5 protein-coding genes and 1 tRNA gene are annotated in these 14,681 nt (G+C 40.1%); 5 read left to right on the top strand and 1 reads right to left on the bottom strand.

Annotated features, from left to right (window positions below; all coding sequences use genetic code 11):
• The first annotated feature begins 212 nt into the window (after nucleotides 1-212).
• A complete protein-coding gene (locus P5V12_RS10340; RefSeq protein ID WP_316957276.1) occupies nucleotides 213-3,116 on the top strand; it encodes an ATP-binding protein in 2,904 nt (967 codons plus the stop codon).
• Nucleotides 3,117-3,827: 711 nt separating this feature from the next.
• On the opposite strand, the gene rfaH is transcribed toward P5V12_RS10340, so the two are convergent.
• Nucleotides 3,828-4,328 carry a transcription/translation regulatory transformer protein RfaH gene (gene rfaH, locus P5V12_RS10335; RefSeq protein WP_316957275.1) on the bottom strand — a complete coding sequence of 167 codons (501 nt, stop codon included), beginning with the start codon at nucleotides 4,326-4,328 and terminating at the stop codon, nucleotides 3,828-3,830.
• Nucleotides 4,329-5,126: 798 nt separating this feature from the next.
• Between rfaH and P5V12_RS10330 the strand changes: the two genes are divergently transcribed.
• From P5V12_RS10330 to P5V12_RS10315, 4 genes are all read left to right on the top strand, one after another.
• Nucleotides 5,127-5,200: transfer RNA gene (locus P5V12_RS10330), tRNA-Cys, on the top strand.
• A gap of 540 nt (nucleotides 5,201-5,740) precedes the next feature.
• Complete coding sequence (locus tag P5V12_RS10325; RefSeq protein WP_316957274.1) at nucleotides 5,741-12,262, top strand: thioester reductase domain-containing protein; 6,522 nt, start codon at nucleotides 5,741-5,743, stop codon at nucleotides 12,260-12,262.
• A 4-nt stretch (nucleotides 12,263-12,266) separates the two neighbouring features.
• Nucleotides 12,267-13,220 (top strand): SDR family NAD(P)-dependent oxidoreductase, encoded by a 954-nt coding sequence (locus tag P5V12_RS10320; RefSeq protein ID WP_316957273.1) that lies wholly within the window; start codon nucleotides 12,267-12,269, stop codon nucleotides 13,218-13,220.
• A gap of 57 nt (nucleotides 13,221-13,277) precedes the next feature.
• On the top strand, nucleotides 13,278-14,564 hold the full coding sequence (locus P5V12_RS10315) for a GMC family oxidoreductase N-terminal domain-containing protein (RefSeq protein WP_316957272.1): 1,287 nt from the start codon (nucleotides 13,278-13,280) through the stop codon (nucleotides 14,562-14,564).
• Nucleotides 14,565-14,681: the final 117 nt, after the last annotated feature.

The following is a 14,681-nucleotide window of genomic DNA, read 5'->3' as shown; positions in this document are numbered from 1 at the left end:
TTTTTTCACACATATATCTCTCCATAACGTCTGACGTCAAATTGTTTGTTGTGTCGTTCCTGTTGTGTTTTGATTGCCAAGTCGCTTTGAGTTCTGAGGGGTAATGTCGAGTTTTTTTATGCTTTAATATTTATATGTTCTCATATAGTTGCGTTTGATTTGATTGTAAAACAATCTGAGAGCCTTGTTTCTATTTAAGGAGAGAGTGTGTTGTGGCGTCTTTAATAAAATCCAGGTTAGAAAAGTTGTGTTCAGAAGATCCTGTTTTAAGTGTTCTTTGGGCTCAGTGGGTATTTGATGAGCAGTTAATCTCAAAGGCTCTCAGTAGTATAAGTCAGATCTTTCCTCACTACAGCATGCATGATGCATCTCATTCAAGTCAGATTGTCACTAACATTGAAAGAATTTTAGGGGAAGAGAGTATAGGAGCTTTATCTGCAACAGATCTTTGGTTGATTCTTGAGGCTGCTTATTGTCATGACATTGGAATGGTTGTCCCAATGGATGATATTAGAAATGATTGGGAAACAGATGAATTTAAAAATTTTATAAAGCGGTTAATCTCTGATCCTAGTCATGAGTATTGCGTATTAGCGAGAAAATATTCATCAAAGATTAGTCAAGATATTTTCGACAAATCTTCGTGGCCGTTAGATGCTTTTGAAGAGGTACGATTGCTATTGGCGGAATTCTATAGGGGAAAGCATGCGAAAAAATCCGAAAAAATCATAAAAAATCCCTGGCAAGAAATTGGACTAAGTAGTCCAAGAAACGAATTGCTACCTTCAAGATTATTTAAGATTCTCGCGGAAGTAAGTGCGCATCATGGTTATGATTTTCAAGAAGTAATGAGCTTAAAAAAATGTGCCGTTGGAGTTGGGAGTGATAATGCTCACCCTAGATATATTGCATGTTTATTACGCTTAGGAGACCTTCTTGATTTAGATGATAATAGGTTTTGTCCCGTTATGTTAAAAACCGCAGGTGCATTGCCTGCAACTACATGTGCTCATATAGAAAAACATATGTCAATTGAACATTTTAGAATGGATCAAAATAGAATAGAAGTGCATGCGATATGTGATACCTATGAAGGGTATATGGCAACCATTGGTTGGTTTAAGTATTTAGAGGGTGAAGTTAATCAACAAATGATGAGTTGGGATGATATTGTGCCGGATAAAAAAATGGGATTGCTGCCGACAGTGGGGAAATTGGATGTTCAATTACGAGGCTTTCAGCTCTTGGATAAAGCTAAGCCGCCAGGTTTTGATGTTGACAAGGATAAAATTATGGAGCTTTTGCAAGGAGCAGGACTTTACTCAAATTCATTTCAATGTATAAGGGAAATATTGCAAAATTCTGTGGATGCGACTTTGCTAAAAATATGGTGTGATAAGACTATTTTAAATAAATATCCTGATGTGGATTTTAATAAACCCAATTTGAATGTTAAAAAAATACTTGATGATTTGTATTCTATAGAAGTAAGTGTTGATCAAGAGCGAAAAGACGAAAAGAGTATTGATTGGAGTGTTGAAGTTAAGGATAAAGGGATTGGTATCGGTAAGGAAGATTTGATCTATCTGCAGAAGATTGGCTCTTCTCAAAAGAATATAAGAAAAAAATCTATTGAGGGCGGTATGCCAGTGTGGTTGAGGCCGTCAGGTGCATTCGGGATAGGTTTTCAAAGTGTTTTTATGATAACGGACGAGGTCGCAATAGAAACTAAAAGTTTTTATGATCGAGAAGCTATTTGTCTAGAAATAAAAGACCCGAAAGAGTCGAGAGTCGGTAATATCTTTATAAGAATGGTGGAGGATAGTTATCGGTTGGAAGTTGGTACAAATATGAAGTTTTCCCTGAGTTGTGATCTTCTTCCTGATAGATTTAGCTACTCTTTGGATGATAAGCAGACCTGTTCGGAGATTGAGGAACATGATTTTGTCTGTGATAATCAAATAAATATTGAAATTTTAAAGCTTATTTATATGGTTGAAAAGTTTTCAAAAAGGTGTCTTGTTCCTATTGTTTTAAAATTTAATGATAGGTTGATCCCTTTTTCTCAAAGTGTTTTTAAAAGAGAAGAATACTATCATGAGTCAGGGGTTTCTGTCCGTTTTAATGCGAGTGGCGATGGCGATTATAATTCATTTCTGTATTTTAAAGGACAAGAAACTGATGAGCCGTTTTATACGAGTTTTGTGAGCCTTGATATAGATCTGCATTGTTTTAATGCCGATCAAATATTGGAGATAAATAGAAACAAAATTAAGAAAGAAAATAAAAAGGAGGTGGTGAGATGTATTGATGCTGTTCTGCTTGAATGGAGTGAGTGGGCATTGACAAGTTTTGATGGGGATGATTTGGCTTTTGTTAAGGCTTTTCGAGTTTCCAGGTTTTTGGATAAGGGGGTCAGTATAAATGAAGTTTATGAGTCGGATGTCTCGGAAAAAATGATTGTTTCAGATGTAAAAGTAACGGATATTTTAAAATGTAATGAAGTAGTATTGGTTCTGACCAAGGAGAATCGGGGGCATTCTACAAAGTTAACGGAAGTGAAAGTTTCTTCCGATGCTAGATGTAGAATAATTATGGATATGTATCATCGTACAGCTTGTGAAAAAACTTTGACTGAACTGCTCTTGGCGAAAGTGTTTTCGAGTGTTTGTGTTGAGGTGAAAAATAAATCTGATGGTGATAAAGACGATTTTGATGTGGTAATAACATATAAAAAAGATAATAAATTTTTTGTATCCGATAAATGTCTCAAATACTTTGTTGATAAATTTAAAGGTGTGTCCGGGGCCTGGACACGTGTGGCTATCTTATGTCCAGATAGGTATAAAGATTTGTCTGTAAAAAAGGAAGATCTCGGTTTTTGTAATGTCGCGATGGAGTGTTCTCTTCGATATGTTCGCTTTCCTTCTTATAATGTTATGGTTATGCCCTGGAAGACGACAGGTGAAGGGTATGCTTCATTTAATCTGGATAAATTGATTGATTGGGTATATGAACATCGTCTCGATGAGAGTACTACTAAAAATGAAATAAAAAAATCATACGCAGAGTTGATCGAGAGTTTCTGTCAAATTGATGCAATATCTTCTAGTTGATGTCTATTTGTAATTAGTGTTGTTATTGATTTTATCCAAATTAAAATTGGAATGTATGAGGTTATTTTTATGATGGTTCAGTATGTTCTTTCTGTTTGTTGGGCGGTTTAGTTTTTATCATGGTAGTTTTTACTGCAATCATGTTTAATAATGTGGTATTCCGGTTTTCGAGAAAAAATATTAAACTACTAACTAAGGTAGAAAAAGTTTAGAAAGAAAAAGATAATGAGAAAAACTTCAGTTAACTCAAAGACCTGAGCGATAATCCCTCAACATTCAGGGGCGCTGGCTTCTATTAAGAGACATACTGCAACTGTTCACCAACGCACTACATTATAGCGGGGACGATGACTATAGTCGTGATCAGGTAAAAATGATGCTCAGTACGACAGTCGCATATTTTTCGAGTCTAGTACTATAACTTGAGCGTTTAATAAAGATAATGGATTACCGCTTTTTCAAGCATGCTATTCCAAAAACACACATATGCTCCTTTGTGTCTATCTCTTGCTCACGACTCGGGTTAGATCTCCCTTTTTATATGTAACATATAAAAGTCCAACCATGGTGACATAAAACTGTAATGTAAAAACCGTCAGTCTAAAGTGTTTGAGGTTAATCGACTTGTTCCAAGTGGTAGACGAAAGTTGTACGGCGTTTGGAGAATACCAATCACTTGTACAAAACGACCTAACACTTGAAACAGAATAATTAAGCTACAGAGATACACTTTTGGGCAACGATCATTTTTGATTCATTACCGAGAATGTTGAGTAATATTAGCGCGCGGTCCTTTCCGCACGGGTTGCAATAAATTGCCTTCACATGCTCGAACCCAGGGCTATTTAAGCGGACTTTGTCTCCGTGAGTAAATGCATCAGCAGATATGGAACTGGTGTATTCAGCAAAGCTTGCCTTTATCTGTATGATCAATTCATTCGAGGCTGTGGCATACGTCTGTCCAAACTTTACAAAACCGGCCACGCCAAAAGTAGACATAACGGGGGCGAGCGAAGTCGCTTGAGGGTCTGCATGAATAAACACATAGCCAGGGAAGAGTGATTCAACTTTTGAGGTTCTTTTCTGTCCAATTTTTGATTTGCTTACCTGAATGGTTGGACGATAAACCTCGAAGCCTTGTCTTGCTAGATTACATTCTGCTCGGATGTCTTGCCGGGGCTTGCAATACACTAAATACCATTTCTTGTTCATTTTACTTCTCTATACAGCTTTTAAATGGCCATTATGGTATTTAGAGATTTATATTTTATGTCTGAAGTAGTTTTGACTAAAAAATAAATAATTCCTTTCCATGTTGTTGATTAGAATTACTTAATTTACCAACACCTAAAGTTCTGTGTTGGTTTTTTTTACACTCTTATATTTTGATAGTTATTGTAAGAGCGTAACTCTCTAATATTAAAAAGAATATTTTGGGGTAGGGTGATTCTTTTCAATTTCCACTATTTTTACAGGCTGTAAAAGCTTCCTTAATTAAATACGTGATATAGCATACAGTACGAAGTTTTTAAAATCCATAATAAAAAATTCATAAAGATGAAACAAAATAATAATTTTTTGTTTATAAAGCCGATAATAAAAAAATAATCTTTGCCTGATGATTTTTCATTCCTGATTGGTTTGGTAGGAGATAGAAATTGATTGGTCGTTTGTGTAGGAGGTTATGGAATAGTTTCTGAGTTTATTTTTTATTCGTTAAAAAAAGTGATGATCAAAAAAGCCACGCATATTTTTATGCATATATTAATGGCGCAAAAATGTATCTGATGAATATTGAGACATGCTTGATACTGTCTGACTTAAATAATTATTGTTTTGATGCTTTGTATTCATTGTTAAGACATTAGAAAATAATTTGTTACGTATTTAGGGGTAGTTTGTAGCCGAAATGCGGTTGAATATTTTATCGAATGTATGTAACACTAAATAAGATATCTTGGACGCCAAAAAAAGTTCACGCGTGAATAAAAATTGGCAAAAAGAATCTTAGGCGCGATAGCAAAGTGGTTATGCTCTGGATTGCAAATCCGGCTAGGTTGGTTCAATTCCAGCTCGCGCCTCCATTATCTGTTTGTTTTGTAGTCTATGCAGTGTAATGTAGGGCGGTAGCGTGGCCGAAAGAAAATTCCCTGTAAGACTTTAGTTGCCGAAATGTTGATTTAAGCGAATTTCTTTCAAAATTTTTGTATTCCGGTACCTTCTCTAATTATTAATACCTCTGTCCAGTCGTTGACCCGTCACCTTTTGTGGTGTACTGGCGAATTCTATTTTTTGTAGGATGGAGTTTGATCAGAAAATTTTTTTGTTGTGTATTTTAAAAAATACTTAGTTTTTAGTGCTTGTATTAAATAGTTCTGTAGATACCTAAGTAAAAAGTATGTTGTGTACATTTATTAATAATATTTTTATCTGGCATTTTGTTCGGTTATGTTTCTGCGTAACATCAAATGCTGGTTCTCTGTCCATATCGGCCAACTAATCTCCAAATCGTAAACTAATTATTTCTGTAATAAATTCTTCTTTTCTGGCGAAGATTTCAGCGCTCTGATTTCTTAATTTGTCCAGTAGTTGAGTTTGGCGCAATACATCTCGTGAGGAATAGGATGACTAGCCAGGCATTACTCATCGAATTTACTGAAAGCTATCTAAAAAAACTGATTTCAGATGTTGCAAACACTTTGAGTGCGGACTTTGATTCTCATGCACCTTTCGGTGAGTTGGGCGTGGACTCTTTTCATGCGTTAAAAGTAGTCAAAGCGCTTGAAGAAAGCTTTGGAACCTTGTCGAAAACGCTGCTATTTGAAAATTTTAATGTCAGTGATTTAGCCAATTATTTTGTAACAAACTACAGCGACATCATAGAGCGAAAGTTTTCTGCTTCAACAGGTGATGCAGTTGCTGATGGCTCCGATTTATCCAGTGTTGAAACTTCAGTCGAAGTTAAGAGGCAGAAGCAAAACCCAAAAAACACAACGGATAACATCAACCTTAACGCCGAGATGCCACAATCTCCAATATTGATTTCCTGGAAAGATGGGTTTGCGCATCCAAAGCTTGGTCCAATTCTCGTTGACATTTTTAACCAATATAAAAATGAAGGCAGTGTTTCTCGAGGAAGCAGAAATATTGCGCCAAATTTATTTATTGGCAGTAGTAGAAAAGCGTATTTTAACTATTCCAGATACGGCAATATTTTGCTTGCGTACTGTTACACGGGGCCTTTGGTGTGTTTTCAGGAGGTCGCCGGAGAGATATATCAATACGCCAAGAGCAAAAATTATGCACTCAATATTCTCACTGATTTTCAGGTTGATAATGTCTCGGGTGATGGCTTTTCTTCGACTCCGTTTGGAGCGGTTCAGAGGGTTATAAATCTATCTTCCTTCACTTTAAAGGGCGGGAAAATGCGCCGTTTGAGGTATTTGGTAAACAAGTTTGAAGAAGAAGGAGAGTGCGTTACTAAAGAGTATATTTGTGGGTCAGACCAGAATATAGATAAAAATATCGCTGAAATTATAGACAAGTGGTGTGAATCCAGAACGATGGTTAACCCGCTTGTATATGTCGCACGTGAGGAAATTTTAGCGGGCACCTTTAGTGCAGAACATAGAATATTTCTGACTTATATCGGTGACGTTTTACAGAATGTGATCATTATTTCTGAAATGTCGCCAGATAGTCGTGGGTTTCTAATGGATTTGGAGTTTTACCCTGCGGATATGCCTCTCGGTGGCTTGGAGTTTTCGATCGTCAAAATCATGGAAATTCTTGTTGCCGAAGGCTACGAGATGTTGAGTATGGGCGCCACGCTTGGGCCAAAGATTGCAGAATCGCCCAACGCGGATGAACAAGTCGATAAAGTATTAGATAGTTTAAGAGAACAAAATATCTTTAACGACGCGGGTAATTTGCAGTTTAAGAACAAGTTTCGACCAGAGAACAAAAGCATCTTACTCTGTCGGCCCCTGGAAAATAGCGACCCGGACAATCTCATTGATATTATTATGATGATTGCCAATCCGGACAATTCACAATCACCAGAGAACGAAAATTTTACACCGCTGGATACGATTAGCGTACACGCATCGGGTAATGTGAATGACAACGCTCAACCAAAAAGTAGCGTTGAGAATAATTTGCCAATTGTTGATGAGAATGCGTTTGTGATTGACGGCAGTTCTCGCTCGTTAGACCTTGCTGATTTTGGCTTTAATCCTTTAAACATCCCCGCTTCAAAAGTTGAGTTTGATTTAAAAACAGACTCCTGGGCTCAACTCTCAGAACCTTATATCGATCAGTATATAAACTCTTTATATTCAAAACTCCAATCACCTATTGATGTTGTTGGTGCCGTCAAAGCCATTTTTCCTTTTGAGTATGTCGCCTTGCTTCCTTCTGGAAGAGAAGCAGAAAGAGTCTTTTTTAAGGCAAACCAGAATAAAGGTACGGTTCTTCAAAATCTTCTTTTCCCCACCACGATATTCAACCAGATTGATAACGGTTTTACTCCTGGGGAGGTGCCCAGCCCTGAAGTGTTCAACTTAAACTCGGATAAGTTGTTCAAGGGTGGATTGGATTTAGCCGAAATTGAGTCATTATTGTCTGGTTCTTCGGCAATCACACTCACCGTAATCGAATTAAACAACAATGCAGCTGGTGGCTATGGCGTTGATGTTTCGCAACTTGCAGCATTAAAAAAACTGGTCTCAAGTTACGGTATACCACTGGTAATGGATGCAACGCGCATTATCGATAACGCACTGTTACTTGTCAGCCAGGAACCCAGTTCCAGAGAGCTATGGTCGACCGTGTCGGAATTACTTTCCTACGCCGATAGTGTCTTTGTCAGTCTGCCGAAAAATTTTGCTGTGAACAAAGGCGGTTTAATTGCAACTAACGACGCTAATCTGTTTAGCCATGTTAAGGCGTTAATTGACGAAGAGGGTGCCGGGCTGGACTTTATCGATCAAAAGCTTGTGGCATTTGCGTTAAGCAATAAAAAGCGAATTGAATCCGATGTTGCTCAGAGAAATACCTCTGTTCAACGGATATGGGAATCATTGAATGCAAATAAGGTTCCCGTTCTTTCCCCTATGGGCAGACACTGCGTTGTTATCGATGTAAAACAGCTGCCTGAATTTTCTCAATTCGAGTACCCGGTTGCTTCATTTGTTGCCTGGTTATATCTCCATACCGGAATACGCGCGGGCGAACATAATGTCGGTATGCAAAAAAACTCACCGCTGAATGGGCTTGTTCGCTTGGCCGTTCCTGCCGGTTTAAGCTCACGGCAGGCACAGGAAATATCAGATCGGTTAGTTGGTGCTTTTCAACATATTCACACTGTTCCAGAGCTGGCGAAGAATGGCGATGCACGTGAAGGTTTCTCCGACATCGATACACGTTACGTCATAAAGCAACTGCACAACATTAAGTCTCAGGTGATTCCTCGGTCGCAATATCGCGAAAATACTTTGGTCAATGCACCAAAGGCTGAACAACAGCCTGTACCTATTCACGCTACTCACATGCAGCCAAATGATATTGCCATTGTTGGTATGGCTGGTCGTTATCCAAAGTCCGATGATATGGAGCAGATGTGGCAAAATCTGGTAACAGGAACGGACTGTATTGATGTTATCCCTACTGAACGTTTGCAGCAGCGGTTGAATAATGGCCTCCTTGAATCATTCCGTGGCGGCTTTATTGATCGGGTCGATTCTTTTGATAATGAATTCTTTGGTATTTCGGATAAAGAAGCTGAGATCATTGATCCACAAGAACGACAGTTTTTGGAGGTTGCGTGGCAAGCGATAGAAGATGCTGGTTATTATCCGGAAACGCTGGCCAAAGATAATGATCGTGATGTCGGGGTTTTTGTTGGCGCTGTTTGGGCGATGTACCAAATGCTGGGCGTTGAAGAAAAGCTTGCTGGTAACAACGTCAGTCCGAATTCATTTTTATGGAGTATTGCCAATCGTGTTTCCTTCTGGATGGATCTTGCCGGGCCGAGTTTAACTTTGGATACGGCATGTTCATCAAGTCTTACCGCATTAAAACTGGCCTGCGATTCGATTAATAGCGGCGAGTGTTCATCCGCAATTGTCGGTGGTGTGAATCTGGATTTACACCAAAGTCGCTATGATATTAATCATGCTGGCGGTTCATTATCCAAAGACGGTGTTTGTCGTTCTTTTGGTAAAGGTGCTAACGGTTACGCCCAGGCCGAAGGTGTGGGGGCACTTTACATTAAATCATTACAGGAAGCCTTAAAGGACGGAGACCACATCTACGGTGTCATAAAAAGTGCGGTGGTCAATCACAGTGGACGAACGGGTGGGTATACCATTCCAAATCCGAACCCCCAAGCCAGGCTTATTCTAAAATCCCTCGAGAAAGCACAAATCGATGCAGCATCGATTGGTTACATCGAAGCGCACGGTACCGCCACCGATTTTGGTGACGCGATTGAAATTTCCGGTTTAAATAATGCGTATCTTAAGCAGGGAGTGGCCAAGCAAAGTTGTCCAATTGGTTCAGTGAAGACCAACATTGGTCATACCGAAGCAGCTTCTGGCATTGTTGGTATTCAAAAAGTTCTATTGCAGATGAAGCACAGAAAACTAGTGCCATCCTTACACTCAACAGAACTGAATGAGAATATCGATTTTCCAAACTCACCATTTTATGTTCAGCAAACACTCGAAGATTGGTTGCCTAAACAATCAGCAGGGCGACTAAGAGGTGCGCTTAGTACCTTCGGTGCTGGTGGCACCAATGCACACGTTATAGTTGAAGAATTTCCCGCACCGAAATCGGTTGTTTCATCTGATGCAAATCCGAGCCATTGTATTTTTCCAATATCTGCGCGAAATGAACGGCAGCTACAACAAATGGCCGAGCGTTTATTGCATTTCATTACCAAACATGAATCCACTTTAAGCGTGTTAGATATTGCTTATACCATGCAGGTCGGTCGTAAATCATTTGATTATCGTGCTGCTGTACTTGCTTCGGATATCCAGTCTCTGAAAAATAATCTGTCTATGCTCGTGGAAGGTAAGCGGTCAGAGATAATTATGTCCGGCCATATTTCGAACGCGGTATCCGTAACAGGCTTGCTAAATGCAAAAGAAAAGCAAGAGTTTATTGATTTGCTGGCGAAAACCGGTGAACCAAAGCGATTAGCACGTTTATGGTGTGATGGCGTAATACCAAGCTGGCAAAACCTCGGTGTACAGAAAACTGGTAGAAGAATACCCTTGCCAACATATCCATTTGCAGGCAATCGATTCTGGATATCCAGTAATAAGACCCTCGATGAGATGCCTAGATTGTCGAGCAATGTTTCGGACGAGGTAGAAAATAGTGCCGAGCATGCACCGGCTATTAATACCACCGCAGAGGCAGGAGCCAATTCGGTACACACATATCTGTTTAGCTTAAGTCATGATCTCTCGGAAGAGGGCGCGCTATTAAGTGAGTTAAGCGGTGATGAGAAGGCTCAGCTCTACGTCAAGGAGTTATTTGCCAAACAACTTGTTTGTTCGGCAGCGGAAGTTGATCTGAGTATCAACATTATGGACTCGGGTGTGACATCGAAAGATATGGCCGCGATGACCATGTCCATCAAAGAATTCATTGATCCAGATTTTTCTCCCACCGCATTTTTTGAATGTACCTCTATCCAGAGTTTATCCAGTTTGCTTTTGAGTAAATATGAGTCGGTGTTTTCTCTCATTTCTGTTTATGAAAAAGCCGTTTTGGCCACGTCTTTGGATAACGGTAATAAAAGCCTCAGTGGTCAATCAGCTTCTTCAGAAGAAAAAATAAACAATACTCGATTACATGTTGAAGACGCTGAAGCGGATTTAAAACTTCCTGATCTTGACGGATTACCCCGTGCATTCGAGGAGCCTTTAAGCCATGTCATGCTCACCGGCGCTACAGGTTTTCTGGGGATTCATATTCTTGCCGATTTGTTGACCTCTAACGAGACAATGCGCGTAATTTGTCTGGTTCGAGCAGAAAACAATGAGCATGGTTTGCATCGAATCCAGCAGCAGGCGGACCAGTATCAGTTAAGTCTTGATCGCAGTCGCATCGAAGTTGTATGTGGCGATTTGAATAAATATCAATTGGGTCTTGCTGAGCAGGACTGGAATGACTGTGCGGAAAAAACACAACAAATCATACACGCATCCGCGCATGTGAATCATATCGAAGGCTATGCCACGTTTAGAGAATCCACCCAGGGGATGCTGGAGATACTGAAGCTTGCCGCGACTAAAACCGTCAAGCTTATTCATTTTGTATCAAGTATTTCCGCCTGTACGCATAAAATCGGAGAGGAATTCTCTATTTATGAAAAAGAGGATTTTGTTGCCGATGGCGAACAGGTTTACGGCGGTTATGGCCAATCCAAATGGGTTCAGGAAACTTTCCTAAAACGCGCCTTTGCTTTGGGTATTCCTTACGCAATTTATCGCTTTGGTGAACTCTCAGGTTCCAGCATAACGGGAATGGGACAAACTGATGATATGTTGCACCGCTTGCTGCAAATGCGTTTGGCAATAGGTTGCCGTGAAAAAATTTCCAGCGACGTATTGGACATGCTTCCTGTTGACTTCGCCGCAAAAATGATCGTGGCGGTGGGCAATAACTCCGAATTGTGGAACAAAATTTTCCACGCAACCCATATGAAGCCCTACAGCTTTTCCAACTTATATCGAAAAGCAGAAAAGAAAGGGTTGAAGTTTGACCGCGTTACGCGGGATACATACTTAACCAAATGCTATGAATTTGTTCGTTATATTAGCCAGATCAACTCGGTAAATGGTTTTGTTTTGGAGTGTGTGCTTCGCGATGCCGAAGGTTCGGTGCGTAACAGAAAAGTCATGGATGGCTACTTTGCGATTCTATTTCCCTTTGATCAGAATAATTTCAAACAGGCTCTGCAACGTATGGATACAGGTTTACCCGAATGGAAGCTTCTTATAGATAAATATTTCGAGCGTTGGGAAATGGAAGAATGTGGTTTTATGACCCGAATTCAGGATTTCCAGACGCATACTCAGAACAATACAAATCATTCGTTGGCCGAAGAAGCCTTAGGCGTGGAGTAATTCAATGACAGCTACAAAAGTGTTAGTTACCGGCGGAAATGGCCATGTAGGTAATAGCTTGGTTAAAGCGCTCTGTGAACGGGGTTACGATGTACACGTCACTGTGCGTAACCCGGAAGAAGTTGCCGAAGAGGGCATTCTTGACGGCTATGATGTCACCATGTTTAAAGCAGACATCAGAGATAGAGACGCAATAAAAGCGGCAATGGAAGGTGTCGAAGGCGTGTTTCAGGTGGCTGCGTTATATCATTACGATGAACAAAGTCTCGGCGAAGGCATTGTTGAAAATAATACGGAAGGTAGCCAGGTAGTACTTAGTGTTGCCAAAGAGCTAGGTGTCAAGCGTGTTGTTTTCACCAGTAGTATTGCCGCAATCGGTTTTGGCGGGTCGGAAGACGCGCCGCTCACTGAAGCTGACTGGAGTGATCCTCAGGATCCATATATTCGATCCAAACTGGTGAGCGAACAGGCAGCATGGGAATTTGCCAAAGAAAATAATTTGGATATGGTCACGATATGTCCAAGCATTATTATGGGGCCAAATTTCTACAAGCAAACGCCAAGCACGGTCAACGCTAGCGCATTTATCAATAACCAACTTCCTTTTCGTTTTCCTATTCAGTGTTCAGTCGTTGACGTGCGTGATGTTGCGCTTGCGCATATTTTAGCCTTTGAAAAAGAAAATGCCTCGGGACGTTATTTAGTTCCGGGCACACACATTTCAGATTTAGTCGATTTATTAAGTGAGTTGGACGAAGACATGGTTGTCCCTGAGCGCATGCTCACGCTTGACGAAGCAATACAACTTGCCGAAAAGTCTGGTACGCCTATTGAGTTGGTTGGCCAACCGTATAGATATTCTGATAAGAAAATTCGAGAAGAGTTGGGGTGGGAGCCGAGGCCGATTACCGAAACACTAAGCGCGACCATAGACTGGATTAAAGACCGGGAAATGTAAATTGGGAACGAGGCTGTTTACCCTTCCAATAAGCAACTCAAACTGAGAGAGTGCAATATGGTAAATCAGGTACAAGAAAGTCAATATGATGTAATACTTGTTGGTTCGGGAACCTGTAACGCAACAATTGCAAAAGAATTATCAAAAACCAATAAACGGGTTCTTGTCATAGAAGAAGGGGCAGACGTACCGCTAAAAAATAGTTTTAAAGGTATTGCCTCTGTAGCCAAGGAATTTAAATTAAATAAAAAGGTAAAGGCACTCTCCGGTATTACCGCTGGCGGTGCGACGTCGCTTTACTTCGGTGTGTGTAAATACCCGACCGAGCAAGCCCTGAATAATATGGGAATTGATCTTACGGCGGAATATGAGGAAGCAAAGAAGGAGTTGCCGATAACTCAATTGTCAGATGATTATTTAGCTAATCAGTCGTTGTTATTTCGAGAGAGTGCCAGCCAGCTGGGGTATTCGGTAAAGAAAAATGACATGTTTATTGATCAGTCAAAGTGTGAAACTCCTACCTACCATTATGAGGCGTTATGGAAAGCAAAATCGTTTTTGCTCGAGGCACTCAATCATGGTGTCGAAATCATCACCAAAGCCAAGGTAGAGAAGATTATTACCGAAAATGGGATGGCAATAGGTGTTGAGTACAAACCCACAAAAGGCAGCCTGTCACGAGTTTTTGCTGATAAGGTGGTGATTGGTGCAGGTTCATTTTCAACGCCTGCCTTACTGAAATCCAGTGGCATACACGATGTTGGTAATAAAGGGTTTTTCTGTAAGCCTGGGTTTATGGTATGTGGAACTGTGCCAAAGTTAAATGGTGGTGAGGGCTTTCTGGGGTGTCTGGATATTGACTTGGGTAATGGTGTGTCAGTGGGCGACGGAACTATGAACGCTTCCCTGTTTCGGATGGTCATGTTAGCCAACCTGAAAATTAGCAAACTATTTTCTCATGCAAAAATGTTCTCCGTCGGTATTTTGTTGAATGACGAGGTAAGCGGCATAGTTGATGAAAAGGGTAGGTTTAATAAAGTATTTACTCAAAGCGACCTGGAGAAACTCAAAGGTGCCGGAGAGGTTGCAGAGAAAATTGTACGTAATGCCGGCGCAAAGAATATTTTTAGAACAAATCTCGTTGCGAGTAATCCGGGAGCATTACTCAAAGTTGGCGAGCACCTGAATACGAACCTGGAAACAAAGATTAAGAACCTTTATGTGTGTGATAGTTCGCTTATTTCTGACGTAAACTCAACACCGACATTAACACTGGTGAGTTTAGGGAAATATCTGGCCAAAAGGCTGTTTAAAACATCAGAAGCTCAGCCTGAGTTTGCTTAAGGTCATTCCTCTATTTGTTTTTCCTCTTTTTCTATCGTAATTGTCAATTTTTAAGCTGCTTTCGCCGTTTTTAGACTTTGGCGAAGAGGCTGTTTTTGTTAAAAATTTTATAAATAA

It is taken from the genome of Teredinibacter sp. KSP-S5-2 (genome assembly GCF_032773895.1).
GTDB lineage: Bacteria > Pseudomonadota > Gammaproteobacteria > Pseudomonadales > Cellvibrionaceae.
This window is presented reverse-complemented; position numbering and strand designations above follow the sequence as displayed.

Coding starts and splice junctions, on each gene's coding strand:
- rfaH (WP_316957275.1), bottom strand. CDS start 4,328: ATGAACAAGAAATGGTATTTAGTGTATTGCAAGCCCCGGCAAGACATC.
- P5V12_RS10325 (WP_316957274.1), top strand. CDS start 5,741: ATGACTAGCCAGGCATTACTCATCGAATTTACTGAAAGCTATCTAAAA.
- P5V12_RS10320 (WP_316957273.1), top strand. CDS start 12,267: ATGACAGCTACAAAAGTGTTAGTTACCGGCGGAAATGGCCATGTAGGT.
- P5V12_RS10315 (WP_316957272.1), top strand. CDS start 13,278: ATGGTAAATCAGGTACAAGAAAGTCAATATGATGTAATACTTGTTGGT.